Origin of the sequence: Caballeronia sp. INML3B, assembly GCF_023631305.1 — a bacterium.
GTDB classification, from domain to species: Bacteria; Pseudomonadota; Gammaproteobacteria; order Burkholderiales; family Burkholderiaceae; genus Caballeronia; species Caballeronia turbans.
In genome coordinates this window covers 134,247-160,418 of the sequence record NZ_JALQDI010000006.1, presented here as the reverse complement: position 1 = coordinate 160,418, position 26,172 = coordinate 134,247, and the positions used below count along the sequence as shown (strand labels likewise).

General features: G+C 64.5%; 25 protein-coding genes. 13 read left to right on the top strand and 12 right to left on the bottom strand.

Annotated features, from left to right (window positions below):
* Window positions 1-80: 80 nt before the first annotated feature.
* The gene (gene cls / locus NCS58_RS06375; RefSeq protein WP_250538138.1) at window positions 81-1,571 is read left to right on the top strand and encodes a cardiolipin synthase; all 1,491 of its coding nucleotides are present in this window, start codon (window positions 81-83) and stop codon (window positions 1,569-1,571) included.
* A gap of 13 nt (window positions 1,572-1,584) precedes the next feature.
* Here the strand turns inward: cls and NCS58_RS06370 are convergent, their stop codons facing one another.
* On the bottom strand, window positions 1,585-2,076 hold the full coding sequence (locus NCS58_RS06370) for a glutathione peroxidase (RefSeq protein WP_061117582.1): 492 nt from the start codon (window positions 2,074-2,076) through the stop codon (window positions 1,585-1,587).
* A 158-nt stretch (window positions 2,077-2,234) separates the two neighbouring features.
* Here NCS58_RS06370 and NCS58_RS06365 point away from each other — a divergent pair, with 158 nt between their 5' ends.
* Together NCS58_RS06365 and NCS58_RS06360 are read left to right on the top strand one after the other, a co-directional pair.
* The gene (locus NCS58_RS06365; protein WP_250538137.1) at window positions 2,235-4,175 is read left to right on the top strand and encodes an ATP-binding cassette domain-containing protein; all 1,941 of its coding nucleotides are present in this window, start codon (window positions 2,235-2,237) and stop codon (window positions 4,173-4,175) included.
* 15 nt (window positions 4,176-4,190) lie between these two features.
* A complete protein-coding gene (locus NCS58_RS06360; protein WP_250476548.1) occupies window positions 4,191-5,216 on the top strand; it encodes a CaiB/BaiF CoA-transferase family protein in 1,026 nt (341 codons plus the stop codon).
* 12 nt (window positions 5,217-5,228) lie between these two features.
* On the opposite strand, the gene NCS58_RS06355 is transcribed toward NCS58_RS06360, so the two are convergent.
* From NCS58_RS06355 to alr, 3 genes are all read right to left on the bottom strand, one after another.
* On the bottom strand, window positions 5,229-5,492 hold the full coding sequence (locus NCS58_RS06355) for a DUF2866 domain-containing protein (protein WP_061117585.1): 264 nt from the start codon (window positions 5,490-5,492) through the stop codon (window positions 5,229-5,231).
* 176 nt (window positions 5,493-5,668) lie between these two features.
* Window positions 5,669-7,054 carry a DNA repair protein RadA gene (gene radA / locus NCS58_RS06350; protein WP_061117586.1) on the bottom strand — a complete coding sequence of 462 codons (1,386 nt, stop codon included), beginning with the start codon at window positions 7,052-7,054 and terminating at the stop codon, window positions 5,669-5,671.
* 41 nt (window positions 7,055-7,095) lie between these two features.
* Window positions 7,096-8,166 carry an alanine racemase gene (gene alr / locus NCS58_RS06345; protein WP_061117587.1) on the bottom strand — a complete coding sequence of 357 codons (1,071 nt, stop codon included), beginning with the start codon at window positions 8,164-8,166 and terminating at the stop codon, window positions 7,096-7,098.
* A gap of 281 nt (window positions 8,167-8,447) precedes the next feature.
* Here alr and lplT point away from each other — a divergent pair, with 281 nt between their 5' ends.
* Genes lplT through thiD form a run of 4 tightly spaced genes read left to right on the top strand, consistent with a single transcriptional unit; the run spans window position 8,448 to window position 12,101 of the window.
* Entirely contained in the window at window positions 8,448-9,755 is a 1,308-nt protein-coding gene (gene lplT, locus NCS58_RS06340; protein WP_061117588.1) for a lysophospholipid transporter LplT, read from the top strand.
* A gap of 60 nt (window positions 9,756-9,815) precedes the next feature.
* Complete coding sequence (gene thiM, locus NCS58_RS06335) at window positions 9,816-10,631, top strand: hydroxyethylthiazole kinase (protein ID WP_250476547.1); 816 nt, start codon at window positions 9,816-9,818, stop codon at window positions 10,629-10,631.
* A gap of 2 nt (window positions 10,632-10,633) precedes the next feature.
* Window positions 10,634-11,281: a thiamine phosphate synthase gene (thiE, locus tag NCS58_RS06330; RefSeq protein ID WP_061117590.1), complete on the top strand. Its 648-nt coding sequence runs from the start codon at window positions 10,634-10,636 to the stop codon at window positions 11,279-11,281.
* Window positions 11,282-11,288: 7 nt separating this feature from the next.
* Complete coding sequence (gene thiD / locus NCS58_RS06325) at window positions 11,289-12,101, top strand: bifunctional hydroxymethylpyrimidine kinase/phosphomethylpyrimidine kinase (RefSeq protein ID WP_250476546.1); 813 nt, start codon at window positions 11,289-11,291, stop codon at window positions 12,099-12,101.
* A gap of 13 nt (window positions 12,102-12,114) precedes the next feature.
* Here the strand turns inward: thiD and NCS58_RS06320 are convergent, their stop codons facing one another.
* The 4 genes from NCS58_RS06320 to tsaB are packed head-to-tail and all read right to left on the bottom strand — an operon-like array spanning window position 12,115 to window position 15,248.
* On the bottom strand, window positions 12,115-13,092 hold the full coding sequence (locus NCS58_RS06320; RefSeq protein ID WP_250476545.1) for a DUF1853 family protein: 978 nt from the start codon (window positions 13,090-13,092) through the stop codon (window positions 12,115-12,117).
* Window positions 13,092-13,991, bottom strand: coding sequence for a uracil-DNA glycosylase family protein (locus tag NCS58_RS06315; protein WP_250538136.1), 900 nt, complete (start codon window positions 13,989-13,991; stop codon window positions 13,092-13,094). The genes NCS58_RS06320 and NCS58_RS06315 overlap by 1 nt, the downstream gene beginning before the upstream one ends.
* Window positions 13,978-14,472: a ribosomal protein S18-alanine N-acetyltransferase gene (rimI, locus tag NCS58_RS06310; RefSeq protein WP_250476543.1), complete on the bottom strand. Its 495-nt coding sequence runs from the start codon at window positions 14,470-14,472 to the stop codon at window positions 13,978-13,980. Before rimI ends, NCS58_RS06315 begins: the two co-directional genes overlap by 14 nt.
* Window positions 14,469-15,248: a tRNA (adenosine(37)-N6)-threonylcarbamoyltransferase complex dimerization subunit type 1 TsaB gene (gene tsaB / locus NCS58_RS06305; protein ID WP_250476542.1), complete on the bottom strand. Its 780-nt coding sequence runs from the start codon at window positions 15,246-15,248 to the stop codon at window positions 14,469-14,471. Before tsaB ends, rimI begins: the two co-directional genes overlap by 4 nt.
* A 168-nt stretch (window positions 15,249-15,416) precedes the next feature.
* Between tsaB and NCS58_RS06300 the strand changes: the two genes are divergently transcribed.
* From NCS58_RS06300 to aceA, 3 genes are all read left to right on the top strand, one after another.
* Window positions 15,417-15,686 (top strand): acyl-CoA-binding protein, encoded by a 270-nt coding sequence (locus tag NCS58_RS06300; RefSeq protein WP_250476541.1) that lies wholly within the window; start codon window positions 15,417-15,419, stop codon window positions 15,684-15,686.
* Between the two features lie 459 nt (window positions 15,687-16,145).
* Window positions 16,146-17,750 carry a DEAD/DEAH box helicase gene (locus NCS58_RS06295; RefSeq protein WP_061117637.1) on the top strand — a complete coding sequence of 535 codons (1,605 nt, stop codon included), beginning with the start codon at window positions 16,146-16,148 and terminating at the stop codon, window positions 17,748-17,750.
* 395 nt (window positions 17,751-18,145) lie between these two features.
* On the top strand, window positions 18,146-19,453 hold the full coding sequence (aceA, locus tag NCS58_RS06290; RefSeq protein WP_061117597.1) for an isocitrate lyase: 1,308 nt from the start codon (window positions 18,146-18,148) through the stop codon (window positions 19,451-19,453).
* 124 nt (window positions 19,454-19,577) lie between these two features.
* On the opposite strand, the gene NCS58_RS06285 is transcribed toward aceA, so the two are convergent.
* On the bottom strand, window positions 19,578-20,012 hold the full coding sequence (locus tag NCS58_RS06285) for a universal stress protein (RefSeq protein WP_008350148.1): 435 nt from the start codon (window positions 20,010-20,012) through the stop codon (window positions 19,578-19,580).
* A gap of 154 nt (window positions 20,013-20,166) precedes the next feature.
* Window positions 20,167-21,069 (bottom strand): LysR family transcriptional regulator, encoded by a 903-nt coding sequence (locus NCS58_RS06280; protein WP_250538135.1) that lies wholly within the window; start codon window positions 21,067-21,069, stop codon window positions 20,167-20,169.
* A gap of 138 nt (window positions 21,070-21,207) precedes the next feature.
* Here NCS58_RS06280 and NCS58_RS06275 point away from each other — a divergent pair, with 138 nt between their 5' ends.
* The 3 genes from NCS58_RS06275 (at window position 21,208) to NCS58_RS06265 (ending at window position 24,107) form a co-directional block, all read left to right on the top strand.
* Entirely contained in the window at window positions 21,208-22,029 is an 822-nt protein-coding gene (locus NCS58_RS06275) for a haloacid dehalogenase type II (RefSeq protein ID WP_061117599.1), read from the top strand.
* A gap of 53 nt (window positions 22,030-22,082) precedes the next feature.
* Window positions 22,083-23,693 (top strand): malate synthase A, encoded by a 1,611-nt coding sequence (gene aceB, locus NCS58_RS06270; RefSeq protein WP_250538134.1) that lies wholly within the window; start codon window positions 22,083-22,085, stop codon window positions 23,691-23,693.
* A gap of 153 nt (window positions 23,694-23,846) precedes the next feature.
* The gene (locus NCS58_RS06265) at window positions 23,847-24,107 is read left to right on the top strand and encodes a hypothetical protein (protein WP_035503563.1); all 261 of its coding nucleotides are present in this window, start codon (window positions 23,847-23,849) and stop codon (window positions 24,105-24,107) included.
* A 15-nt stretch (window positions 24,108-24,122) separates the two neighbouring features.
* Here NCS58_RS06265 and NCS58_RS06260 read toward each other — a convergent pair whose 3' ends face one another.
* Both NCS58_RS06260 and bamC read right to left on the bottom strand, forming a co-directional pair.
* Window positions 24,123-24,413, bottom strand: a complete 291-nt coding sequence (locus tag NCS58_RS06260) for a putative quinol monooxygenase (protein ID WP_061120057.1) — start codon at window positions 24,411-24,413, stop codon at window positions 24,123-24,125.
* Window positions 24,414-24,865: 452 nt separating this feature from the next.
* A complete protein-coding gene (gene bamC / locus NCS58_RS06255; protein ID WP_061120058.1) occupies window positions 24,866-26,086 on the bottom strand; it encodes an outer membrane protein assembly factor BamC in 1,221 nt (406 codons plus the stop codon).
* Window positions 26,087-26,172: the final 86 nt, after the last annotated feature.

Genomic DNA, 26,172 nt, shown 5'->3' with positions numbered 1-26,172 from the left:
GTTCGCTAACACTTCGCGGGAAAGGGTTGGGTAATATGGCAACTCGCCAATAGCGAGGCCCTTCGCTCCTCCCCGCGTCTATGCAAGCATCCGACTGGCTACACCTCGGCACGCTCGTGATGGCCGCGCATGTGCTCGGCGTGATCGCCGCCATCCATGCCGTCATCAACACTCGCACGTCACAAGGCGCGGTGGCGTGGGCGGTGTCGCTCGTCGCGATGCCCTACTTCACGCTGATTCCCTATCTCTTCCTCGGCCGCAGCAAGTTTGCGGGCTATATCGACGAGCGTCGGCTGGAGATCGAGATCCTGCGCAGCCGCTCGAAGCCCGCCGAATGGGACTCCGGCGCACGCAGCGATGCGCCCGAAGCCGCTGCGCTCGTCGATGCCACCGGCGTGCGCGGCGAAATCGCGCCGGGACCGGCGTCCTATCTCGGCAATCCGACGATCCGCACCTTGCAGCGACTTTCCGGCATGCCGTTTTTGCGCGGCAACTCGGCGCGCGTGCTCATCAATGGCGACGCCACGTTCACGGCTATCCTCGAAGCCATAGCCGCAGCGGAACACTATGTGGTCGTGCAGTTTTTCATCGTGCGCGCCGACGCGCTCGGCGAATTGCTCAAGGACGCGCTCATCAAGAAAGCCGAGGCCGGCGTGCGCGTGTATTTCCTGTACGACAGCATCGGCAGCTTCGACCTGCCGCATCGCTACGTGAGCGCGCTGCGCGCGGGCGGCGTCGAGGCGCATCCGTTCGCGGCCACCCGCAAGTTCGTGCACCGTTTCCAGATCAACTTCCGCAATCATCGGAAGATCGTCGTGGTGGACGGCAAGCGCGCGTTCGTCGGCGGGCACAACGTCGGCGTCGAATATCTCGGCGGCAATCCGCGGCTCTCGCCGTGGCGCGACACGCACGTGGAAGTGCGCGGGCCGGCGGTCGCGAGCATCCAGTTCGTGTTCACCGAAGACTGGTACTGGGCGACGCAGCGTCTGCCCGAACTCGGCCCCGCGCCGCATTCGGACGAGAACATGCACTGCATGGTGCTGTCGAGCGGTCCCGCCGACAAACAGGAGACCTGCTCGCTCTTTTTCGTCGAGGCGATCAACGCGGCGCGCGAGCGCATCTGGATCACATCGCCCTATCTGATTCCCGACGAAGCCGTATTTTCGGCGCTCAGGCTTGCGGTGATGCGCGGCGTGGACGTGCGCATCCTGATTCCGAGCCGTCGCGACCATCGCGTGGTCTTCGCGGCGTCCCGGCTGTATGCGTACGACCTCGTTCAGGCGGGCGTGCGCATCTTCCGCTACAGGCCGGGCTTTCTGCATCAGAAGGTCGTGCTCGTCGACGACATCGCCGCGTCGATCGGCAGCGCGAATCTCGACAACCGGTCGTTTCGCCTTAACTTCGAAATCACGGTGCTGACGGTCGATCGCGCGTTCGCGAGCCAGGTCGAATCGATGCTGCTCGCCGACTTCGCGGATTCCTTCGAGATCGACAGCAACGACTACCGCGGCAAGACGTTCTGGCTCCGCATGGCGATGCACGTCGCGCGCCTTTTCTCGCCGATCCTCTGAACGCGCGCGCCGCTCAGAGCAGTTTCTCGATGTCGTCCGTGATCGACTCGGGCTTCGTCTGCGGCGCAAAACGCTTGACGACGCTCCCTTTCCGGTCGACCAGGAACTTCGTGAAGTTCCATTTGATGGCCTCGATGCCGAGCAGGCCGGGTTCCTTGTCCTTCAGATACTTGTAGAGCGGATGCGCGTTCGCGCCGTTCACCTCGATCTTGGCGAACATCGGAAACGTCACGCCGTAGTTTTTCTCGCAGAACGCGCCGATCTGCCCCGCGTCGCCCGGTTCCTGCTTGCCGAACTGGTTGCACGGAAAACCCAGCACCTCGAAACCGCGCCCCGCGAATTGCTGATAGATCTCCTGCAAACCCTTGTACTGCGGTGTGAAACCGCATTCGCTCGCCGTATTCACGATGAGCAGCACCTTGTCGCGGTAGATGTCGAGACCGACGGTCGCGCCGTCGAGTGTTTCGGCCGAAAAGCCGTAGATGCCTTCGTTGGCTGCGCTCATGGCGTGCTCCGCGAAATGAAGTCGGTGAATGATAGGCGATGCTAACCCGGCGCGCGTTCGCCTGCCATCGGCCGAACGGCCGACCCCTGCCTCGCAACCGGTCCAGTCTAAAATAGCGCTTTCCCTCAAAGCCGCGCCCTTTTCGCCGCCAATCCGACGTGATCCGCTTCAATCAGTTCAGCCTGTCCCGCGGCACCAAGCCGCTCTTCGAAGACACGAGCTTCACGCTCAATCCGGGCGAGAAAGCCGGTCTCGTCGGCGCGAACGGCGCGGGCAAGTCCACGCTCTTTTCCGTGCTGCGCGGCGAGTTGCACGCGGACGGCGGCGATTTCTCGATGCCGCCGTCGTGGCGCATCGCGCATGTCGCGCAGGAAACGCCCGCAGTGGACCGCAGCGCGCTCGACTATACGCTCGATGGCGACACGCATCTGCGCGAGATCGAAGCGCGCATCGCGGCGGCCTCCGCCGCGCACGAAGGCGCAGCCGAAGCGGAAGCCCACGCCGCCTTCGCGGACGCCGACGGCTACACCGCGCCCGCGCGCGCCGAAACGCTGCTGCTCGGCCTCGGCTTCACGCTCGAGCAGACGCGCGAGCCGGTAACGACCTTCTCAGGCGGCTGGCGCATGCGCCTGAATCTCGCTCAGGCGCTGATGTGCCCGTCCGACCTGCTGCTTCTCGATGAGCCGACCAACCACCTCGACCTCGACGCCATCGTCTGGCTGGAAGACTGGCTCGGCCGCTATCCGGGCACGCTCGTCGTCATTTCACACGACCGCGAGTTTCTCGATTCGGTCTGCAATGTCACGCTGCATCTCGAGAATCGTCAGGTGAAGCGTTACGGCGGCAATTACAGCCAGTTCGAAGTGCTGCGCGCGCAGCAGATCGCGCTGCAGCAGAGCGCGTATGAAAAGCAGCAGAAGACCGTCGCGCATCTGCAGAGCTTCATCGACCGCTTCAAGGCCAAGGCGACCAAGGCGAAACAGGCGCAAAGCCGGGTGAAGGCGCTGGAGAAGATGGAGCTGATCGCGCCCGCGCATGCGAGTTCGCCCTTCACGTTCGAATTCCGCGAGCCCGATGCCGCGCCCAATCCGATGATGGTCATGGAGAGCGTGCGCTGCGGCTATCGCAACGATGCAGGCGACGAGATTCCGATCGTCGAGGGCGTGACGATGTCGATCCAGAACGGACAGCGCATCGGGTTGCTCGGCGCGAACGGCCAGGGCAAGTCGACGCTCATCAAAACGCTCGCGCAGACGCTCGAACCGCTCTCTGGCGGCGTCCGGCAGGGCAAGGGCCTGAAAATCGGCTATTTCGCGCAGCATCAGCTCGAAACACTGCGCCCCGACGATTCGGCGCTTGCCCATCTCGCGCGCCTCGCGCCCGACACGCGCGAGCAGGAACTGCGCGATTTCCTCGGCAGCTTCAACTTCTCCGGCGACATGGCGACAGCGAAAATCGCGCCCTTCTCGGGCGGCGAGAAGGCGCGGCTCGCGCTGGCGCTCATCATCTGGCAGAAGCCGAATCTGCTGTTGCTCGACGAGCCGACCAATCACCTGGACCTCGAAACGCGCCACGCTTTGACGATGGCGCTCGCGCAATTCGAAGGCACGCTCATTCTCGTGTCGCACGACCGGCATCTGCTGCGCGCGACGACCGATACCTTCATGCTCGTCGCGAAACATCGCCTGAGCCCGTTCGACGGCGATCTCGATGACTACCGCGACTGGCTCCTGCAACACGCCGCCGAGACGCGCGCGGCGGCAAAGGAAGCCGGCGGCGCGGCATCGGGCGACGCGCAGGACAGCGGGCTCAATCGCAAGGAACAGCGTCGGCAGGAAGCTCAGGAGAGGCAGAAGCTCGCGCATCTGAAGAAGCCGCTGCAGTCGCGCATCGCGAAAATCGAGAAGGAGATGGAGAAGCTCAACGCGGAGAAGACGCAGCTCGATGCGTTCGTCGCCGACCCGGTGAGCTACGAAGCCGCCATGAAGGCGAAGCTCACCGAGACGATCCGCCGTCAGGGCGAAGTCAATGCGCGCCTCGAAACGCTCGAAATGGAGTGGCTGGAAGCGCACGAGGAACTGGAGCAAATCGGCTCATAACCGGAGATCGACGACTTGACGCCTTCTCTCACCGGCCTGCGCGTGCTGGATCTGACGCGGCTGCTTCCCGGTCCCGTCGCCACCTTGCGTCTCGCCGAACTCGGCGCGGACGTGCTCAAAATCGAGCCGCCTGGTGAAGGCGACTACGCGCGCACGATGCTGCAAACCGAAGCCGACCGGCAAAGCGGTACGCCGAGCGCGTTCTATCGCATCGTCAATCGTGGCAAGCGGCAGCTCACGCTCGATCTCAAGACGGACGAAGGCCGCGCGAAGCTCATCGAACTCGCGCGGGACGCGGATGTGCTGGTCGAGAGCTTCCGCCCTTCGGTGATGGCGCGCCTCGGCGTCGGCTATGACGTATTGCGCGAGGCGAATCCGAAGATCGTCTATTGCGCGATCACGGGTTTCGGCAGCGACGGTCCGTTCGCGCACAAGGCCGGTCACGATTTGAACTACATCGCCTATGCGGGCGTGCTCGATCAGCTCGCGACGCGCGACGGCACGCCCGTCGCACCGGGTTTTCAGCTGGCGGATCTGCTCGGCGGGGCACTCTCGGCCGTCATGGAAATACTCGCGGCGGCGTGGCATGTCGCCCGCGGCGGCGAAGGGCGCTGTCTGAACGTCTCGATGACGCACGCGACGCACGCCCACAACGTGATGGCGCACATCGCGCTCGCCAGCGCCAATGAATCGGGGACGCACGCCGGCGCGGGCCTTCTGAACGGCGGCGTGCCCTGTTACGACGTATATCGCACGCGCGATGACCGCTTCGTCGCGGTCGGCGCACTGGAACTGAAGTTCTGGCAGACGTTGTGCGAGGCGCTCGGCCGCCCCGACTGGGCGACGCGGCACTGGAGCCTCGGCCAGGCGATCGGCGGCGCGGATGCGGCGGAATTGTCGGCGGAGCTTGCCGCGCGCTTTCGCGAACGCACGCGCGACGAATGGATGACTCTGCTGGAGCCGCTCGATTGCTGCGTCGCGCCTGTACTCACACCCGCCGAAGCGGCGGCGCATCCGCTCTTTCGCGGCGACGCAACCTGAAAAGCGGAAAGCCTACCGCCGAGGCAAGACCTGGCGCGGCTGGTGTTCGTCGTCGATGAGCACGTGCTTGCGGCCCGTCACATGCTGGCGAATGGTCGCGACGACTTCGTCCTCGGTGATGTCGGCCGCGACGACGCGTCGCGAGATCTGCCCTTGCTCGTCGATCCATTCGACGATTCGGCAACCGCTTCCCCAAGGCTGCTGAAGCGGCGCGGAAACGCGGCATCCGCGCAGATGGAACGCGGGCTTCGGCCGGGTTGATTTGGCGTGTTTCAATGCGTGGTCCTCTCGATCCTTCCGGTCACTGCGCTTCTTGCGCCGCCTTTTAGCGAAGTTGGCCGCGAACTTACCCTAATGAGGTAGCCCTGCAAGGATAGAAAAACCGCGCATCGCTTGGGTTACATTGAGCAACCGGATTCTTACGCCGCGTTACGAAGGGTCCGATCAACCGGTTATTCGAGGTCGCGAACCCGGTCGATCGCTTCCTCGATACGGTCCACCGCGACCACCTTCAGACCGTCGATCGCCTGTTTCGGCGCGTTCGCCTTCGGAATCAGCGCCATCGAGAAACCGAGCTTCGCGGCTTCCTTCAGACGGTCCTGACCGCGCGGCGAGGGCCGGATCTCGCCCGCCAGGCCTACTTCTCCGAATGTGATGAGGCCCTTGGGCAGCGGCTTGTTGCGCATCGACGAGTGAATGGCGAGCAGCACGGCCAGATCGGCGGCGGGCTCGGTGATCTTCACGCCGCCGACCGCATTCAGGAACACGTCCTGATCGAAGCACGCGATGCCCGCGTGCCTGTGCAACACCGCCAGCAAGAGCGCCAGCCGGTTCTGCTCGAGACCGACCGCGAGCCGGCGCGGATTGGGCACGTGCGCCGTATCGACGAGCGCCTGCACCTCGACCAGCAGCGGCCGCGAGCCTTCCTGCGTCACGAGCACGCACGAACCCGGGACACTCTGCTCGTGCTGCGACAGGAACAGCGCCGACGGATTCGCGACGCCGCGCAAGCCTTTTTCCGTCATCGCGAAGACGCCGAGCTCGTTGACCGCGCCGAATCGATTCTTGAACGCGCGCACGAGCCTGAACGACGAATGCGTATCGCCCTCGAAATACAGCACCGTATCGACGATGTGCTCGAGCACGCGCGGCCCCGCGAGACTGCCCTCCTTCGTCACGTGACCGACCATGATGATCGACGTGCCCGTCTGCTTGGCAATGCGCGTCAGTTGCGCCGCGCACTCGCGCACCTGTGCGACCGAGCCGGGTGCGGACGTCAGCGCCTCCGAGTAGATGGTCTGGATGGAGTCGATCACCGCGACTTCCGGGCGGTGCTCGTCGATCGTCGCCTGAATTTTTTCGAGCTGGATTTCCGCCAGCAGCGCAAGATCGCCCGCCGCGCTCGCGTCGCCGATCAGCCCGAGCCGCTGCGCGCGCAACGCAATCTGCGCGCCGGACTCCTCGCCGCTCACATAGAGCGCGGGCCGCTCGCGCGCGATCTCGGCGAGCGATTGCAACAGAAGCGTCGATTTGCCGATGCCCGGATCGCCGCCGATCAGAACCACGCCGCCCGGCACCAGCCCGCCGCCGAGAACACGGTCGAATTCACCGACTCCAGTCGTGAAGCGCGGCACGTCCGACGCCTCGATTTCGGCGAGCTTTCGCACCGGCGAACTCTTCGCGAGCGCCTGAAAGCGATGCGCGGATGCCGCCTGTTCCACCGATTCCACCAGCGTGTTCCACGCCCCGCACGCGGCGCACTGGCCGGTCCATTTCGGCGCCTGTCCGCCGCATTCGCTACACGTATAGAGCGTTTTTGCTTTTGCTGCTTTCGCCACACAGAGCCTTGCTTCGAATTGCGTTAATGATGCTGAAAGAGTTACTCCGCGCGCACCGGCACGCGCTGCGCGATCGCGCACATGAGTTCATAGCCGACGGTGCCCGCCGCACTGGCAACGTCGTCGATCGGCAGATTCGCGCCCCACAGCTCGACGCGCGAGCCGATGCCCGCGCTCGGGCACGGAGTGAGGTCGACCGTCAGCATGTCCATCGACACGCGGCCGACGAGCTTCGTCCTCACGCCATCGACGATCACGGGCGTGCCTTCCGGCGCCACGCGCGGATACCCGTCCGCGTAGCCGCACGCGACCACGCCGACGCGCATCGGCGCGTTCGCCGTATAGGTCGAGCCATAACCGATGCTGCTTCCCGCGTCGACGGTCTGCACGGCGATCAGCTCGGACTGGAACGTCATCGCGGGTTTGAGCCCGGTGCCGGCGATGTCGGCGGTGACGCCCGAAGGCGACGCGCCGTAGAGCATGATGCCCGGCCGCACCCAGTCCACATGCGCGTCCGGATGCCACAGCACGGCCGCCGAATTGGCGAGGCTGCGTGCGCCCGCAATGCCTTCCGCGCCGCGCTCGAATGCCTCCAGTTGATGCGCAATGCCGCGCGGGCCGTCGGCATCGGAAAAATGAGTCATGAGCGTGATCTGGCCGACGCCCTGCACGGCGCGCGCCCGCTCCCACGCGGCGCGAAATTTCTCCGGCGTGTAACCGAGGCGGTTCATGCCGCTGTTCATCTTCAACTGGATGTTGATGGGCTTCGAGAGGCGCGCCATTTCCAGCATGCGCAACTGCTCGTCGCAGTGAACGGCCGTGGTCAGGCTGTAGCGGTCGATTACGTCGATGTCCGTGGGCCGGAAAAAGCCCTCGAGCAAAAGAATCGGCCCCGCCCAGCCCAGTTCACGCAACTTCGCGGCTTCTTCGAGGTCGAGAAGGCCAAAGCCGTCCGTCGCGCGCAACCCGGGGAACGCCCGGGCGAGTCCGTGGCCATACGCATTGGCCTTGACGACGGCCCAGATCTTGGATTTCGGCGCGTACTTGCGTGCAATGGCGAGGTTGTTGGCGAGTGCGGCGGTGTGAATCGTTGCAGAAAGGGGGCGAGGCATGAGCGTTTGGTGGAATTGCAGTGAGTGCGGTCAAAAAGGTGAGCATACGACAGCGGGACGCGCCGCGCTGCTCCGACCGGGACGCCTTGCGAATCAGTATGTTATGAGGAATCTCAGGCACGAACGTGTCATTTCTCGCCCGATCGAGATTACTGCTAGTCAGAATGCGCCTATTTTCGTGTTATAAAGCCGTGCGCACAACCCATTTCGAAAGGCATAAGCCCGAGTGCATGACAGGCGCTCGGGGCGGATCACCCGCAGTGAGGAAAGCTTCGGATCAGATGAAAAAAGGTTTTTACACCATCATGGCCGCGCAGTTTTTCTCTTCGCTGGCCGATAACGCACTACTGATCGCTGCCATCGCACTGCTGAAAGACCTTCACGCCCCGAACTGGATGACGCCGCTGCTCAAGCTGTTCTTCGTCCTGTCGTACGTGATTCTCGCGGCTTTCGTCGGCGCTTTCGCGGATTCCAGGCCCAAGGGCCGCGTGATGTTCGTGACCAATTCGATCAAGGTCGTCGGCTGTCTGACGATGCTCCTCGGCGCGCATCCGCTGCTCGCGTACGGCATCGTCGGATTCGGCGCCGCCGCGTATTCGCCGGCAAAATACGGCATTCTCACCGAACTGCTCCCAGCCGACCGCCTCGTCGCCGCGAACGGCTGGATCGAAGGCACGACCGTCGGCTCGATCATTCTCGGCACCGTGATGGGCGGCGCGCTCATCAGCCCGCACATCGCAAGTCATCTGCTGTCACTGAATATTCCGCGCATCCACACGCCCGCCGAAGCCGCAATGCTCGTCATCGTGCTGATGTACGTGGTCGCCGCGATGTTCAACCTGCGCATCCCCGACACCGGCGCGCGCTATCCGAAGCAGGAGACGCGGCCGCTCAAGCTCATCACCGATTTCGCCGACTGTTTTCTGGTGCTGTGGCGCGACAAGCTCGGCCAGATCTCGCTCGCCGTCACCACGCTCTTCTGGGGCGCGGGCGCGACGCTGCAGTTCATCGTGCTGAAATGGGCCGAAGTGTCGCTCGGCATGACGCTGTCCCAGGCAGCGATCCTGCAGGCCGTGATCGCCGTCGGCGTCGCGGCGGGCGCGGTGCTCGCGGCCGCGCGTGTGCCGCTCAAGCGCTCGCTCAGCGTGCTGCCGGTCGGCATCGTCATGGGCCTCGCCGTGATGCTGATGGCGTTCTACACACGCCACCTCTTTCCCGCGCACTGGGGCATCTACTTCGGCAAGATGCACTTCCCCGGCTATCTGCTAGTCGCGTATGTGTTCCTGATGATCGTGGGCGGCCTGTCGGGCTTCTTCGTCGTACCGATGAACGCGCTGCTCCAGCATCGCGGCCACGTGCTGCTTTCCGCCGGGCATTCCATCGCCGTGCAGAACTTCAACGAGAATCTATCGGTGCTCGTCATGCTGTGCCTTTACGCGGTGCTCGTGTGGCTCGACATGCCGATCCAGTTCGTCATCGTGCTGTTCGGCTCGTTCGTCTGCCTGATGATGTACTTCGTGATGCGGCGGCATCAGGCCAATCAGCGCGCGTTCGATTCGGTCGCGCTGATCGGTGAAGCGCGGCACTGACGCGTCGCGCGCCTTCGTCTTCGTCTTCGTCTTCGTCTTCGTCTTCGACAGACTCTCATCATGCTCGCCGCCGATCTCTTCTCGTTCGTCAACCGCGTGCGCGAACGCGCGCCGCTCGTGCACTGCCTGACGAATCTCGTCGTCACCAATTTCACCGCGAACGTGCTGCTCGCGATCGGCGCCGCGCCGGCGATGGTCGTCGCGCGCGAGGAAGTCGGCGAGTTCGCGCCGCTCGCCAACGCGCTGTCGGTCAATCTCGGCACGCTCGACGTGCCGCAGAGCCGCGCGATCCGCGCCGCCGTCGATGCCGCCAACGGCGCGGGCAAGCCGTGGGTGCTCGACCCGGTCGCGGTCGGCCCGCTTTCGTTTCGCACCGAGTTCGCGCTCGATCTGCTCGATTCGAAGCCCGCGGTGATTCGCGGCAATGCGTCGGAGATCATCAGCCTGTCGGGGGGCGCCGCGAGCGGACGCGGTGTCGACAGCACCGCCGCCACCGATGCCGCGCTCGATGCCGCGCAAGTCCTGGCACTGAAGACGCAGGCCGTCGTTGCGGTGACGGGCGAGACCGATTACGTGACCGATGGCCGTCGCGTGATCGCGCTGTCGAACGGCTCCCCGTTGATGACGCGCGTGACGGGCGTCGGCTGCGCCCTCTCCGCGACGGTTGCGGCGTTCGTCGGCACGGCGTCGGATCGCGACGAGTTCTGGGCCGCGACGCTCGCCGCGATCGCGTATTCGACTATCGCGGGCGAACTCGCCGCGCGCGACGCCGCCCTGCCCGGCAGCTTTGCCGTCGCGTATCTGGACCGGCTCGGCTCGCTCGACGCCGCAGCGTTCGACAAGACGTTCGTGCAGCGCGACATCGTGTCGGGCTGATCATGCGCGCTTCGTTCGACCTCTCGCTCTATCTCGTGCTCGATCCCGTGCAGTGCGGCGGCCACGATGCCGCGATCGCCGTTGCGCGCGCCGCGCTCGAGGGCGGCGCGACCATCGTGCAACTTCGCGCGCCCGAATGGCACAAGCGCGCATGGCTCGAGCTCGCGCGCGCGTTGCTGCCGCTCACGCGCGCGCACGGCGTGCCGTTCGTCATCAACGATCATGTCGATGTCGCGCTGGCCGTCGGCGCCGATGGGGTGCATCTCGGGCAACGCGATCTTCCCGCCGATGCCGCGCGGCGGTTGCTCGGGCCAGATGCGCTGATCGGATTGTCGGTGTCGAATCTCGATGAAACCGCGGACGCGGAAAAGCTCGCGGGCGTCATCGACTATCTCGGCGCGGGCCCGGTGTACGCAACGCCGACGAAAACCGACGCCTCCATGCCCTGCGGCATCGACGGCCTCGCTGATATCTGCGCGGCCGCGCGCCTGCCGACCGTGGCGATCGGCGGCATCCAGGCGCATAACGCCGCCGACGTGATGCGCGCAAAACCCGCCGGTCTCGCCGTGGTCTCCGCAATCTGCAAGGCCGCCGACCCGCGCAAAGCAGCCGCGGCATTGCGCGCGACCATCGTGCGCGCCCGAACCTGATCCCGATATGTCCGCAACGAACCCTATTCCCAACGTGCTCACGATCGCCGGCTCCGACTCGGGCGGCGGCGCGGGCATCCAGGCCGATCTGAAGGCCTTCTCCGCGCTCGGTGCGTACGGCGCGAGCGTCGTCACGGCGCTCACCGCGCAGAACACGCGCGGCGTCACGGCGGTTCATGCGCCGGAACCGGCCTTCATCACCGCGCAGCTCGACGCCGTGTTCGACGACATCCGCATCGATGCCGTGAAGATCGGCATGCTGGCGAACGCGGGCATCGTGCGCGCGGTCGCCGATGCGCTGAAGCGTCATCGGCCGACGCATGTGGTGCTCGACACCGTCATGATCTCGAAGAGCAATCACGCGCTGCTCGCGCCGGACGCGGTCGCGGCGCTGCGCGACGAACTGCTGCCGCTCGCGACGCTCGTCACGCCGAATCTGCCCGAAGCGGCGGCGCTGCTCGGCACCGAAAGCGCCGCCGATGAAGACGCAATGGTCCGTCAGGGCGAAGCTTTGCGCAGGCTCGGCGCGCAGGCCGTGCTGATGAAAGGCGGCCATCTCGCATCATCCGATAGCCCCGACTGGCTCATCGAGGCGAGCGGGTCGCTGCGGCTCGGCGGCGCGCGCGTGCCGCTCAAGAATACGCACGGCACGGGCTGCACGCTGTCGTCGGCGATCGCGGCGCTGATCCCGCAAACCGATGATCTCGCGAGCGCGACGGCCGAAGCGAAGCGCTATCTGACCGGCGCGATCGAGGCGAGCGTGCGGCTTGACGTCGGTCATGGCGTCGGGCCGGTGCATCACTTCTATCGCTGGTGGTGATCGGCGCGGTTGGTCACGGCGCCGACTCGGCGAATGCGCGCGCACGCTCAGGCCAGTCGTCCGGCACGATGAAACCGCGCGATTCCTCGACCCATTTCCCGGCGGCGTCACGCGCATAAGCGGCGATCATCGTCGGCGCGACGGTCGTTTCAAGACGCGTGCGGATCGCATCCGATTCCGCGATCAGTGTCGCGGCGGCAGCCGCGTCGAGCCGCCGCGACGCGAGCCACGCCATGCGCGGCTGCACGACCCACGCGCGTTCATCGTCGGATACGTTCGCCCGCGCCTCGCGCCATTCCGACGCCGTCAGCCACCATCCGCGCAAATGACTTGCGCCGATCTCGGGCGCGGGCTCGATGTGCTCGTCTTCGCGGCCGTGATAGAAGAGCCGCCCCTTGATGAATAACTGCGCGCGCCACGGCCCTCCGAAGCCGAGCGCGGCGAACTCCGCGCGCGAGGTCAGGGCGAGCTGATGCGTGACGAGCCGCGCGTACTTCAGGTCGAAGCGATCCTGGAGATTCGGTCCGACGTAGTCGGCCAGGCGCACCGGGCACGCTGCATCGGCATCGCCGATATGCAGGTAGAACTTCACCGCCAGTTCCCAGTGCAGCCGCGCGCCGTGCGTCGATTCGAGCAGAAAATCGCATTCGCCGATGGTGCGCCGCTGTCGCCGCAACGGCACGTTCGCCGCGACGAGGCGCGCAGCGGGCCCGTGCGAGAGGAAGAAGCGGATGAGGCTCTCGGCATAGATGCCGAGGCGCGTGAACTTGGGATCGTGCGCGTGATCGTGGAGCGATTGTGGCGCGGCATCGAGCGTCCCGAGCCAGGCGAGCGTCGCGTCACGCTCTTGCGCCGAGGCGAACGGATGCGCCAGCGTAGCTTCACCCTCGCGCAGCAGATCAGGAGCGAAAAGCAGCCAGGCGAGATCGCGGACCGTGACGTCGTCGAAACAATCGACGAGTCGCGTGAGCTCACTCGCCTGCGTGGTCATCAGATGCCGCCCTTCTCCGCTCCCTGCTCCACGCCGAGCGCGGCGAGCGCCTCGCGATACGTGTTGCGCGCGAGACAGAGATCGGCCCACGCCTTTGCCTTGTCCTGGAGGCTGCGCAACAGATACGCCGGGTGATACGTGACGATGACCGGCACGCCGCGATATTCGTGCACGCGACCGCGCATCGACGCGATGCTCGCCTCGTTCTTCAGGAGACTTTGCGCGGCGAAGCGCCCCATCGCGACGATGACCTTCGGCTTCACGAGCTCGACTTGCCGTTGCAGATAAGGCTCGCAGCGCGCGACTTCATCGAGCTCGGGATTGCGGTTGCCCGGCGGGCGGCACTTGATCACGTTGGCGATATAGACGTTCGACTGACGCGACAACGTGAGCGCGCGCAGCATGTTATCCAGCAGCTTGCCTGCCTGGCCGACGAACGGCTCGCCCTGCTTGTCCTCGTTCTCGCCCGGCGCCTCGCCGATCAGCATCCAGTCCGCTTCGCGATCGCCGACACCGAAAACCGTGTTCGTGCGGCGCTCGCACAAGCGGCAGCGCTCGCAGTTCGCGACACGCTCGGCGAGCGCATCCCAGTCGAGCGTATGGACGTCGCTCGGCGCTTCGACGACGGCGGCTTCGGCGTGGGCGGGCGCGTCGTCGGTCCAGGGAAGATCGTCGTAGGCATCGACGGGCGGCACGTCGGATTCCGGCTGCAGGGCGGAAGGCGGGGCGGCAGGCTGCGGCGCTTGCCGCATCCCGACGGGCGCGGGCGCTTCCGAAACCAGCGCGGCGGACTCGGCGGGCGGAGGTTCGTCCTCGACCGGCGCCACGGACGCGACACCTCGCCGGACCCAGACCGGTCCGATTCCCAGTTCTTCAATCAGCGAATCATCGAGCGCCATGCGCACTCTCCTTCGTGAACGACAGACGCATGACGATTGCGTCCTCGCGCGAGCGATGCCGCGCGGGGTAATAGTTCTTGCGACGACCGATGGCCGCGAAGCCGAAGCGCTCGTAAAGCTGGATCGCGCGCGGATTGGACGGCCGCACTTCGAGCAGCACGCCTTCGAGCTTCTCCGTGCGGGTGATGCGCACCGCTTCGCGAAGCAGCGTGAGGCCCGCGCCCGCGCGCTGCGCCGACGGCGCGACGCACAGGTTGAGCAGATGCATCTCGTCGACGACGGGCATCAGCACGCAATAGCCGATCAACGTGCCGGTCACATGACGCAGGCACACGCCGTAATAGCCGTTGCGCAGCGAATCCTGGAAATTGCCGCGGCTCCAGGGAAACTCGTAGGCGAGCTTTTCGACCGCGGCGACTTCGTCGAGGTCGGCTTCGGTCATCGGCGTGAGATACCGATCCGCGAGCAACACCCCGCTCACCGAAGCGCCTCCTCGCGAGCGCGAATGCGCTCCGCCGTGGTCTGTGCGACCTTGTCCCGCACGTATTCCGGCGCGGCGTGCTCGGGCGCGACCGTACGACCCGCCCGAAATTCGCGCAAGCCGATGAGCGCGACCGGCAACGCGTGCGGCAACGCTTCACCATCGACACGGGCGGCGGCGGCCACCGCCGGCAGGCGCTCGCCGAACGCGGCCGCTGCATTGCCGGCGAGTGCGAACGGCACGCCGGGCAGCGGCAGCGCGCCGGGCGCATCGAGCGCGGCGGCGTGCAGCGTGCGCCATTCGCCGGCGACTGCATCGAATTCGAAGTCGGCCCAGTACACCTCGTCCATGCGGGCATCGAGCGCCGCGATCACGCGCGGTGGGATCGACGGATCGTTCAGCCGCGCGGCTTCCGCGCATGCGAGCAGCGTGCTCACCGGGACGACCGGCACGTTCAGGCCGAACGCCAGCCCTTGCGCGACGCCCGTCGCGGTGCGCAGACCGGTGAACGAGCCGGGCCCTGCGCCGAATGCGATCGCGGCGCAATCGGCGAGCGCGAGACCGGCATCGTCGAAAAGCTCGCGCACGGCCGGCAACAGGCGCGTGCTCGAGACGGCGCCTGTCGCCTCGTGGCGCAGCCAGACGCGCGTGTCGCCGTTGACGTACTGAGGCGCGGCGGCGGATTGAACGGAGGCAGAAGCGGTATCGGCGTGCAGGAGCGCGACGGAGCAAAACTCTGTCGACGTGTCGAGGGCGAGCAAAACGGTGCGTGTCATAGCCGGTATTGTAATGCGGGACATGCGCAGCATCGGCGGGATCGCCAGAGGCGCCGCGATCCGAATCGCGTCTGGAAGACGTCCTCGGTTGGAGGAAAGCCTCGACCTGTCTTGCGCGCCCCGCTTGCTAAGATCGTCCGGACCTATCCCGATAAGAACGGAGAACGCATGACCGACATCGACCAACAATTCAGTCAGGCCCAGGCCGACGTGGCCCAACTGCCCGAACGACCCGAAAATCTGACGCTGTTGCGTCTTTACGCGCTGTTCAAGCAGGCGAGCATCGGCGATGTGCAAGGTGAGAAGCCGGGTTTCACGGACATCGCCGGGAAATACAAATATGAGGCGTGGGCCGCGCTCGAAGGCACGCCCGCCGACGAAGCGAAAACGCGCTATGTGGAACTCGTCGCGTCGCTCAAGCGCGGCGAAGCGGCCTGACGCGACTGCGAATCCCACCTGCGCCGTCGATGCCCGACGATGGCGCGGTCATGCGCCAATATGTGGCGCAGTGCAGCAAAGTCGGATATACTAGCGGTTAGCGCTCGACTGCGGGTTGCCTGCTTTTCGGCAAAGCCTCGCGCAGCAAGGCGCTTCGTAGCGTTTCGCCCCAATCCAGTTTAGAAACTGTCCCCTCCCTGCTAGGCCGTTGCGCGGTCGTATTGCGCGCAGTATGTTTCGCGGCCCGTCATGCATCAGGCTGACGTCAGCGCCCGTCGTTCTCAGTTGAACGATCGAGCCTGCCGTATCCGATACAGCTTCTAACAAAACATGCTCGCCGCACGTTCGCGCGAGTAGCCCCCGTTTTTCGATTTGCTCGCTGTTTCTTCGCTCGCTGAATCCAACGACTTGGGTATGCCGATTGGCGCCGACGCCTTATTCCTCGTTTCAAGGATCGACATGACTTCGAGCTTCACCGCTAGCCCGTTGGACAATCTCGCAGCAAACATTGGCATCACCCCCACGGCCGATACTCCGGTCATCGACGCACCCGTCGAAAAACCCGCCGGCCCCACTTTCGAATCGCTCGGCCTGTGCGCCGACATCGTGTCCGCACTAACCGCCGCAGGCTATCAGAACCCGACGCCCGTGCAGCAGCGCGCGATTCCCGCCGCGCTCGCCGGTCGCGACCTGCTCGTCTCGAGCCCGACCGGTTCGGGCAAGACGGCGGCGTTCATGCTGCCGGCCATCGAAAAATTCTCGCAACTGCAAAAGCAGGAAGCGCAGCAACCGCGCGAGCCGCGGGACCCGAACGCCCGCAGCCGCCGTCCGCAGCCGGTGGCGCGCCCGCGCCTGCTCGTGCTCACGCCGACACGCGAACTCGCGATGCAGGTTTCCACCGCCGCGACCACGTACGGCAAGCACCTGCGCCGTCTGCGCACCGTCAGCATTCTCGGCGGTGTTGCCTATGGCCAGCAGTTGATGCTGCTTGCAAAGAATCCCGAGATTCTCGTCGCGACGCCGGGACGCCTGATCGATCACCTGGAACGCGGCCGCATCGATCTGTCGAGCCTCAACATGCTCGTGCTCGACGAAGCCGACCGCATGCTCGACATGGGCTTCATCGAAGATATCGAGCGCATCGTCGATGCTACGCCGGCCTCGCGCCAGACGCTGCTCTTCTCCGCGACCATCGACAACAAGATCACGTCGCTGACCGGGCGTCTGCTGAAGGATCCCGAGCGCATCGAGATCGTGCAGAAGCTCGAAGCGAACGGCAATATCGCGCAAGCCGTGCATTACGTCGATGACCGCGATCACAAGGATCGTCTGCTCGATCATCTGTTGCGCGACTCCGGGCTCGATCAGGCGATCGTGTTCACGGCGACGAAGAGCGACGCCGATCTCATCGCCACTCGTCTCGCCGACGCGGGCTTCGAGTCCGCCGCGCTGCACGGCGACCTGCCGCAAGGCGCGCGCAATCGCACGATTCGCGCACTGCGCGAGCGCCGTGTGCGCGTGCTGGTCGCAACCGACGTCGCCGCGCGCGGCATCGACATTCCGGGCATCACGCACGTCTTCAACTACGACCTGCCGAAGTTCGCGGAAGACTATGTGCACCGAATCGGCCGTACCGGTCGTGCCGGCCGTAGCGGCACGGCGGTGAGCCTCGTGCATTACGCCGAGATGGGTGCGCTCAAGCGCATCGAGCGTTTCGTACGCACGCCGCTGCCGGTGAATGTCGTTGCGGGCTTCGAGCCGCGCAAGGCGCCGCCGAAAGGCGGTTTCGGTGGCGGTCGTGGCCGACCGGCCGGCAACGGCGGCGGTCGCCGTTTCGGCGGTAGCGGCGGTGGCAGCAGCAGCGGCCGCGGCTACGGCGCGAGCAACGCCAGCGGCTACGGCAACAAGTCGAACGCAGGTTCGCGCGACGGCGGCGGCTATCGCAGCGGCAACAGCGATGGCGGCTATCGCGGCGGCAATCGTGGCGAAGGCGGCTTCGGCTCGCGCGACGGCTACAGCGCACGCCGCAACGACGGCCCGCGCGCACCGCGCCGCGGCAGCTAAGCGGCTTTAAGGAGGCGGATCAGAACGCCGCTTTCCGAGTCGAAAAAAGAACCGATGCCCAGCGCATCGGTTTTTTTTCGCCCTTGGCCATATTTCACGATGTGCAATGGTCTTTTGCGTCGCAAAAGATGTGCTGCGCGGCACAAATCTGCTCGTTGCAAGATAGAAAAAGACATTCCGCAATACGATATGTAAGCCGTATCTCATTGAATATTAAGATTAAAAATTATCTGAAAATCTCCTCCCAGGGGGTGTTTCGCAGAGTCTCATTTGCCTAGACTCTTATATAAGAGTTGAGCAAACGCGGGCTGCCAGATCAGGCGCATCGGAGCTCAAGTCGTTCAGGAACACCGGTTCAAGATTCGTCGTTCAGTCCAATCTCAAGGAGAAACGCTATGACCTCACGCCAACAACAAGCTCAGCAACTCCAGCAGCAATGGGAAAGCGATCCGCGCTGGAAAGGCATCAAGCGCGGCTACTCGGCGGATGACGTCGTGCGTCTGCGCGGCTCGGTGCAGCCGGAGCACACGCTCGCACGCCGTGGCGCCGAGCGGCTGTGGGCGTCGATTCACGAGGAGCCGTTCGTCAACGCGCTCGGCGCATTGACCGGCAACCAGGCGATGCAGCAGGTCAAGGCCGGCCTCAAGGCGATCTATCTGTCGGGCTGGCAGGTGGCCGGCGACGCCAACGTCGCGGGCGAAATGTATCCGGACCAGTCGCTGTATCCGGCGAATTCGGTGCCGCTCGTCGTGAAGCGGATCAACAACACGCTCACGCGCGCCGATCAGATCCAATGGTCGGAAGGCAAGAATCCGGGCGATGAAGGCTATATCGACTACTTCGCGCCCATCGTGGCCGATGCTGAAGCGGGCTTCGGCGGCGTGCTCAACGCGTTCGAGCTGATGAAGGCGATGATCGAGGCCGGCGCCGCGGGCGTGCACTTCGAGGATCAACTGGCGTCGGTCAAGAAGTGCGGCCATATGGGCGGGAAGGTCCTTGTTCCGACGCGCGAGAACGTCGCGAAGCTGTCGGCGGCGCGGCTGGCTGCGGACGTGTGCGGCGTGCCGACGCTGCTCATCGCGCGCACTGATGCCGAAGCCGCCGATCTCGTCACGTCCGACATCGACGAGAACGACAAGCCGTTCCTGACCGGCGAGCGCACCGTGGAAGGCTTCTTCCGCACGAAGCCGGGCCTCGACCAGGCAGTCTCGCGCGGCCTCGCCTACGCGCCTTACGCGGATCTCGTGTGGTGCGAAACCGGCAAGCCGGATCTCGAATACGCGAAGAAGTTCGCCGAGGCGATCCACAAGCAGTTCCCGGACAAGATGCTGTCGTACAACTGCTCGCCGTCGTTCAACTGGAAGAAAAATCTGGACGACGCGACCATTGCCAAGTTCCAGCGCGAGCTCGGCGCGATGGGCTACAAGTTCCAGTTCATCACGCTCGCGGGCTTCCATGCGCTGAACTACTCGATGTTCAACCTCGCGCACGGTTACGCCCGTTCGCAGATGAGCGCGTTCGTCGAGTTGCAGCAGGCCGAATTCGCCGCCGCCGACAAGGGCTTCACGGCGGTGAAGCATCAGCGCGAAGTGGGCACGGGCTACTTCGACGCCGTGACGCAGACGGTCGAGAAGGAGTCGTCGACGACCGCGCTGCACGGCTCGACCGAAGACGAGCAGTTCTTCGACAAGAAGGTTGCGTAATACCGCGTCAGGCAGGGTGAATCAGGGAGAGCGTTGAAAAGAAGCAGCGGCCGTGGCGCACGCAGTATCGCGCGACGGCCGCCGCTCAAACGAAAGCGCACCGGGTGCGCTTCCGTTTGAGGCATCAGCGGTACACGATGACCGGAATCTTCGTATGCGTCAGCACGCGCTGCGTTTCGCTGCCGATAAGCAAGCTTCCCAGTCCACGGCGTCCGTGCGATGCCATCAGAATCACGTCGCAGCCATTTTGCTCCGCCGCCTCGATGATGCCGATATACGGCGCGGCATCGATGCTCGTCACGCTCGTGCAGGGCACGCCGGCGCTCTCGGCGGCACGCTCGACGGCGCGCAGATGCTCGCGCGCTTCGTTCTCGGCGCGGGCATGGAAGTCGTCAGGCGGCTCGACGGCGACATCGGCGAAAGGCGAATACGGATATTGAGGCAGGCACGCGTAAGCGGTGATGCGCGCGCCAACGGATTGCGCGAGATCGATCGCGCCGTCGATGGCCTTCTGCGATAGCTCGGAGCCGTCGGTCGGCACGAGGATGTGTTTGAACATGGCGTCCTCCGCGTCACGTGTAAGTGCGTGGTTCTATTGTAGTAACCGGGACGGACGCGGAGAAAGTTTCGATGCATGTGCGCGGCGACGTGCCGCTTTGAGCGGTCAGTCACACTGCCGCATAGGAATCCGAAGTTTCTCGCAATCCGCAGATTCACCGCCAATACCCCGTCGCGTTATACGTATGCTTGAGCAAATCGAGAAACAACCGCACGCGCAACGGCAAATGCCTTCTCTGCGGAAACACCGCATGAATGCCGACCGGCGGCGCGGCGAACGCATCGAGCACGCTCACGAGACGCCCCGCGCCGATGTCCTCCCCTACTTCCCACCACGAGCGCCACGCGAGTCCGCGGCCTTCGAGACACCATTCATGCAGCACCGCGCCGTCCGAGCACTCCATCGTGCCGGACACCTTGATCGTTACGACCTTGCCGTCCTGCTCGAACACCCAGCCACGTTGCTGATTCGCCGATGCACCGAGCGCAAGGCAATTGTGATGGGCAAGCGCGGCAAGATCGGCGGGCTCGCCGCGCTTCGCGAGATAGTCCGGCGACGCGACACACACGCGCCGGTTCTCCCCGAGTTTCAGAGACACGAGCGACGAATCCGGCAGTTCGCCCAGGCGCACCGCGCAATCGAAGCCTTCGTTGACGAGATCGACCATGCGGTCGGTCAGATCGAGGCTGACGGACACATCCGGATGCAGCGTCGTGAACTTCGGCACGAGCGACGCCACGTGACGCCGTCCGAAGCCCGCCGGCGCGGACACGCGCAAATGCCCGCTCGCCTTCACGCCGCCCGCGGACACGCTCGCCTCCGCGTTCTGCATGTCATTGATGATGCGCTGGCAGTCCTCGAGAAAGGCGGAGCCTTCAAAGGTGAGCGTGATTTTTCGCGTCGTACGCACGAGCAGTTTCACACCGAGCCGCTCCTCGAGCGCGTCGAGCCTGCGTCCGATGACAGCCGGCGCGATGCCCTCTGCCTGCGCCGCCGCCGACAGGCTGCCCTTCGCCGCGACCGAGGCAAAGGTTTCTATCTGCTTGAATCGATCCATGCGTGTTCGTCGTCAATGTGTGGACGCACGGTCAGATTAGATAAGTAAAAGTAAAAGATCAAGTGATGCTGCGGTGCTTTTTCCATCACTTCGATCACGAATAGAATGACTTCGACCTCTAAACCGGAGCGCATGGCTATGTCGGCCATAACGACACCCGCATCGTCCTTCGAATCCTCCCGGCTTCCCCGAGCAGTCATCTTCGACGCCTACGGCACGCTCTTCGACGTCCATTCCGTCGTCGCGGCCGCCGAGCAGCTTTTTCCCGGCCACGGCGAGGCGCTTTCGAAGCTCTGGCGTCGCAAGCAGATCGAATACACGCAACTGCGCACGCTCGCCGATCCGTCCGGAGCGCACTACGAGCCGTTCTGGACGATCACGGTCGATGCGCTGCGCCACGCGGCCGCGCGCCTGAAGCTCGCCGACGCGCTGACGAGCGCCGCCGAGAAGCGGCTGATGGACGAATACGCGTGCCTCTCCGCGTTTCCCGACACCGTGCCCGCGCTCAGATCGTTGCGCGACGGCCTCGCCATGCCCCTCGCGATTCTCTCGAACGGCAATCCGCCGATGCTCGACGTCGCCGTGAAAAGCGCCGGCATGAGCGGGCTTTTCGATCACGTGTTGTCCGCCGATTCCGCGCGCGCCTACAAGCCCGCCGCCGCTGCGTACGCGCTCGGGACGCGCGCCTTCGGCGCCGCCGCGCGCGACATCGTGTTCGTGTCGAGCAACGGCTGGAACGTGGCCGGCGCGACATGGTTCGGCTACACGACGTTCTGGATCAACCGCGCCGCGCTGCCGTTCGAGGAACTCGGTGTCGCGCCGCACGGCAGCGGCCGCGGCATGGCCGAACTCATCGCTTTCATCGAAGGCGGCGCGGCGCGCGCGGCAAGCGCGTCGCGCGGCCGCAAGACAGGCAGCGCGCGCAGGCCGCCCGGCATCGATCCGCCGGCTGCCCTCTGATCGCTTCAAGCACAACCACTCGCAAAACCGTCTGACCGACCAAGGAGAAAACCATGACGCATCCATCGAACCCGCTTTCGCTTCCGAAAGGCATGGCAATCTCAGCCGACATCAAGCCCGGCTACGAGACCATCCTGACGCCCGAGGCGCTCGCGTTCGTCGCCGCGCTGCATCGTCAGTTCGAGCCGCGCCGTCAGCAATTGCTCGCAGCGCGCGTCGAGCGCACCAGGCGTCTCGATGCGGGCGAGCGCCCCGGCTTCCTCGAAGAAACGAAATCGATCCGCGAAGGGGACTGGAAAGTCGCGCCGCTGCCGAAGGACCTGCAACGCCGGCGCGTCGAAATCACCGGCCCGGTGGAGCGCAAGATGATCATCAACGCGCTCAACTCCGGCGCGGATTCGTACATGACGGACTTCGAGGATTCGAACGCGCCGAGCTGGGACAACCAGATCGTCGGCCAGATCAACCTGAAGGAAGCGGTGCGCCGCACGATCTCGCTGGAGCAGAACGGCAAGTCGTACAAGCTCAATGACACGATCGCGACCCTGATCGTGCGCCCGCGCGGCTGGCATCTGGATGAAAAGCACGTGACCGTCGATGGTGAGCGCGTCTCGGGCGGCATCTTCGATTTCGCGCTCTTTCTCTTTCACAACGCGAAGGAACTGATCGCGCGCGGCAGCGGCCCCTACTTCTATCTGCCGAAGATGGAAAGCCATCTCGAAGCGCGCCTGTGGAACGACATCTTCATCGCGGCGCAGGAAGGCGTCGGCATTGCGCGCGGCACGATTCGCGCGACGGTACTCGTCGAAACCATTCTCGCCGCCTTCGAGATGGACGAGATCCTGTACGAACTGCGCGAGCATAGCGCCGGACTGAATGCGGGCCGCTGGGATTACATCTTCTCGGCGATCAAGAAGTTCAAACACGACACGGACTTCTGCCTTGCCGACCGCGCGAAGATCACGATGACCTCGCCTTTCATGCGCGCCTACGCGCTCGAGCTGCTGAAGACCTGCCACAAGCGCAATGCGCCGGCGATCGGCGGCATGTCCGCGCTGATTCCGATCAAGAACGATCCGGCCGCGAATGACAAGGCGATGGGCGGCGTGCGCTCCGACAAGGCGCGCGACGCGACCGACGGCTACGACGGCGGGTGGGTCGCGCATCCGGGACTAGTGCCGGTGGCGATGGAAGAGTTCGTGAAGGTGCTCGGCGACAAGCCGAATCAGATCGAGAAGCAGCGCACCGACGTGCAGGTCACGGCGCGCGATCTGCTCGACTTCCGTCCGGAAGAGCCGATCACCGAAGCGGGCCTGCGCAACAACGTGAACGTCGGCATCCACTATCTCGGTTCGTGGCTCGCGGGAAATGGCTGCGTGCCGATCCACAACCTGATGGAAGACGCCGCGACCGCGGAAATTTCGCGCTCGCAAGTGTGGCAATGGATCCGCTCGCCGAAGGGCAAGCTCGACGACGGCCGCAAGGTCACGGCTGCGATGGTGCGCGAGATCACCATCGACGAACTGGAGAAGGTGAAGCAGGCCGTCGGCGCGTCGGGCGCCGACACGAAGCCGTACGAGCGCGCCGCGAAGATCTTCGAGGACATGTCGACGTCGGCGCAGTTCACCGAGTTTCTGACGCTGCCGCTGTACGAGGAAATCTGAGCGTCACGAGCGTTCCGGCACATGGCGAAAAAACGGCCTCAGGGCCGTTTTTTCGTTTGGCGCGCCTCATGGATCGAGCATGGCGTGTGCTACATTGCGCATCGTCTTTTCAATGATTCAACCGTGGAGCGCACTCACCGTGCGAACGACAGCATGAGCAATATCCAGCTCGATATCGAATGGACCGAAGCGGCATCGCGCAAGATCGAAAAACTGATGCCGCGCAACGTGAACAAGGACTCGTATCTGGCGCTGCCGCCGGTCGAATGTCTGCCGATGGAAGGTGACGTGCTCTTCCTCGGGCCGAGCGGCAAGCAACAACCGTTCATCGTCGCGGAGCGCCAGTATCACCACGACGGCGACGCCGACTGGACCATCATCCTGATCCTCGACGTTCCGCACGAAACGCACTGAAGACGGTCTCGACCGTCAGAGGATCTTGCTCGCGACGCGGACCTCGCCGTGCTCGTACAGATCCGGCGCTTTGGCGCGAAACGCCTGAATATGCGCCGATTCGCCGTGCTTTTGGAGCGCGGCTTCGCTCTCCCAGCGCTCGACGAAGATAAAGCGCCGCGGCTCCTTGATGTCGCGGTGCAAGTCGTATTGCAGCGCACCCGGTTCTTTCCGCGTCGGCTCGACGTTGGCTTCGAGCACCTGCCTCAGTTCCTCTTCCTTGCCCGGCTTGGCGACGAAAATAGCAACGACGGCAACTTCCGACATGAATGTTCTCCTTATTCAATGAAGCGATGAAAGCACGAGCATAACCGCGCTCCGCCGAGATCGCTGAAAACATCCGATGAGCGCACGCAAAGAAAAAGCCCGCGTTCCAAGCGAAACGCGGGCAAAAACCGTCGCCCTACGAGGATAGGCGACGGGGCCATCGGGGTTCGCGCGTAGCGAACCAATCGTCTGTTTGTCCAGTGCGACGCCCTGATGACGCGCTTTCGAAGCGCTTCGGGCGGGTGAATGACGCTATTGATGCAATGTACTGTCCGCCCGTTCATTTCTATAAGCTTTTGCGCACATTTCCCGATAGAAAGAATTGTCTGCGCAATTCTCGGGCGACGCTCGCATTTCTGTGCATGCTGAAAAAATCGTTTGCGCGTGCGGCGGGCATAAAAAAACCGCCTCGCGGACGAGGCGGTTTCCCTGCGATCAGGCTGACGGTACGTTCAGCTGATCTGGTCGGCGAGCAACGCCATGATCTGGCGCGCCTGCGGGGACGAATCGACATTCCCCTTGTCGTCGACGATCGCCACGCGCGTCTGCTGCTCCGTGACTGCGCGCACGTTGACCTGATATTGCTTGGCCTTCATTTCCTTGCGGCCGTGGAACACCTGACTCCAGAAGCCCTGCTCCGCGGATGACTTGTCCGTGGGATCGACATAACGCACGTAGTAGACGCCCTTGCTGCGGTCGCGGTCGTCCACCGTGAAGTTCGCGCGATCGAGCGCGATGCCCACGCGCAGCCACGCGCGGTCATACGCTTCCGGCAACGTCAGTTGCGAGGTCGTGGCCTCGGGCACGACTTCGTTGCGAATCGGCGAGTTGCCCGTGTTCGCGACATTCTGTGCCGCAACCGACGCGGCCTTCGAATCACCGCCCTTCGCGGCTTGCGCGCCTGCGGCGCCTGCTGCGCCTGCCGCAACCGGCGTGTCGAGCGGCGTCGCGCCGCCCGAAGCGGTCCGTTGATCCGCCATCGCGAGCGAGGACATCAGACGCTTGAGATATTCGTTTTCCAGCGCCGGATCGTTCGGACGCGCCTGCCACTGGCTGGAATCGTTGTTCACGCCCGTCAGCGCCTCGCGCATGCCCTTCTGGCTGATGAACACATAAGTGCCGCCGCTCGGTGCCGTTTCGAGGCGCGTGCGGTACTTGTTGCGCTCAGCGGTCACATACGAATTGCCGGTTGCCTTGGCGAGCGTGTCACGGATCAGGCCGTCCGAAATCTGCGGATGGGTTTCGTTCCAGTCCGTTTCCATCACACCCTTGTCGCGCTGATCGACGACGAGCAGGAAGCCCTGCTCCTGCCAGAAACGGCGGATTTGCGGCCATACCTGATCGGGCGTCTTGCCATCGACGACGAGCCAGCGCTCGGTGCCGTCGCGTTGAATGTGCATGCCGGAGACCGGCGGGACCACCGTGGGCGCGTTCGGTGCGACTTTCTGGACTTGTTGAAGCTCGGAGAGCGATGCCTGCCCGCCCTGCGGCGGCAGCGAGCGCTGGTCGACCGCTTCGTCGAGCAGATTCGGCGGAACGGCGAGAGACACCTGTTTGGAACGCTGATCGCTCTTGTAGTTGAATGCGTTGGGATTGGTGCTGCCGCATCCCGCCACGATTCCGGCCACCGCGAAAAGCGCAGCCATGCGCTTGGTCACACGAAAATCTGTCATTTGGAGAAATCCTTCCGCTACGCCACGGGCGTTCTTCCGTGGATCAACCCAGCATTTTACCGGTCCGACGGTGTGCCGTGAAAAAA

Coding starts and splice junctions, on each gene's coding strand:
- cls (WP_250538138.1), top strand. CDS start 81: ATGCAAGCATCCGACTGGCTACACCTCGGCACGCTCGTGATGGCCGCG.
- NCS58_RS06370 (WP_061117582.1), bottom strand. CDS start 2,076: ATGAGCGCAGCCAACGAAGGCATCTACGGCTTTTCGGCCGAAACACTC.
- alr (WP_061117587.1), bottom strand. CDS start 8,166: ATGCCTCGCCCCCTTTCTGCAACGATTCACACCGCCGCACTCGCCAAC.
- lplT (WP_061117588.1), top strand. CDS start 8,448: ATGAAAAAAGGTTTTTACACCATCATGGCCGCGCAGTTTTTCTCTTCG.
- thiM (WP_250476547.1), top strand. CDS start 9,816: ATGCTCGCCGCCGATCTCTTCTCGTTCGTCAACCGCGTGCGCGAACGC.
- thiE (WP_061117590.1), top strand. CDS start 10,634: ATGCGCGCTTCGTTCGACCTCTCGCTCTATCTCGTGCTCGATCCCGTG.
- thiD (WP_250476546.1), top strand. CDS start 11,289: ATGTCCGCAACGAACCCTATTCCCAACGTGCTCACGATCGCCGGCTCC.
- NCS58_RS06320 (WP_250476545.1), bottom strand. CDS start 13,092: ATGACCACGCAGGCGAGTGAGCTCACGCGACTCGTCGATTGTTTCGAC.
- NCS58_RS06315 (WP_250538136.1), bottom strand. CDS start 13,991: ATGGCGCTCGATGATTCGCTGATTGAAGAACTGGGAATCGGACCGGTC.
- tsaB (WP_250476542.1), bottom strand. CDS start 15,248: ATGACACGCACCGTTTTGCTCGCCCTCGACACGTCGACAGAGTTTTGC.
- NCS58_RS06300 (WP_250476541.1), top strand. CDS start 15,417: ATGACCGACATCGACCAACAATTCAGTCAGGCCCAGGCCGACGTGGCC.
- NCS58_RS06295 (WP_061117637.1), top strand. CDS start 16,146: ATGACTTCGAGCTTCACCGCTAGCCCGTTGGACAATCTCGCAGCAAAC.
- aceA (WP_061117597.1), top strand. CDS start 18,146: ATGACCTCACGCCAACAACAAGCTCAGCAACTCCAGCAGCAATGGGAA.
- NCS58_RS06285 (WP_008350148.1), bottom strand. CDS start 20,012: ATGTTCAAACACATCCTCGTGCCGACCGACGGCTCCGAGCTATCGCAG.
- NCS58_RS06280 (WP_250538135.1), bottom strand. CDS start 21,069: ATGGATCGATTCAAGCAGATAGAAACCTTTGCCTCGGTCGCGGCGAAG.
- NCS58_RS06275 (WP_061117599.1), top strand. CDS start 21,208: ATGTCGGCCATAACGACACCCGCATCGTCCTTCGAATCCTCCCGGCTT.
- aceB (WP_250538134.1), top strand. CDS start 22,083: ATGACGCATCCATCGAACCCGCTTTCGCTTCCGAAAGGCATGGCAATC.
- NCS58_RS06265 (WP_035503563.1), top strand. CDS start 23,847: ATGAGCAATATCCAGCTCGATATCGAATGGACCGAAGCGGCATCGCGC.
- NCS58_RS06260 (WP_061120057.1), bottom strand. CDS start 24,413: ATGTCGGAAGTTGCCGTCGTTGCTATTTTCGTCGCCAAGCCGGGCAAG.
- bamC (WP_061120058.1), bottom strand. CDS start 26,086: ATGACAGATTTTCGTGTGACCAAGCGCATGGCTGCGCTTTTCGCGGTG.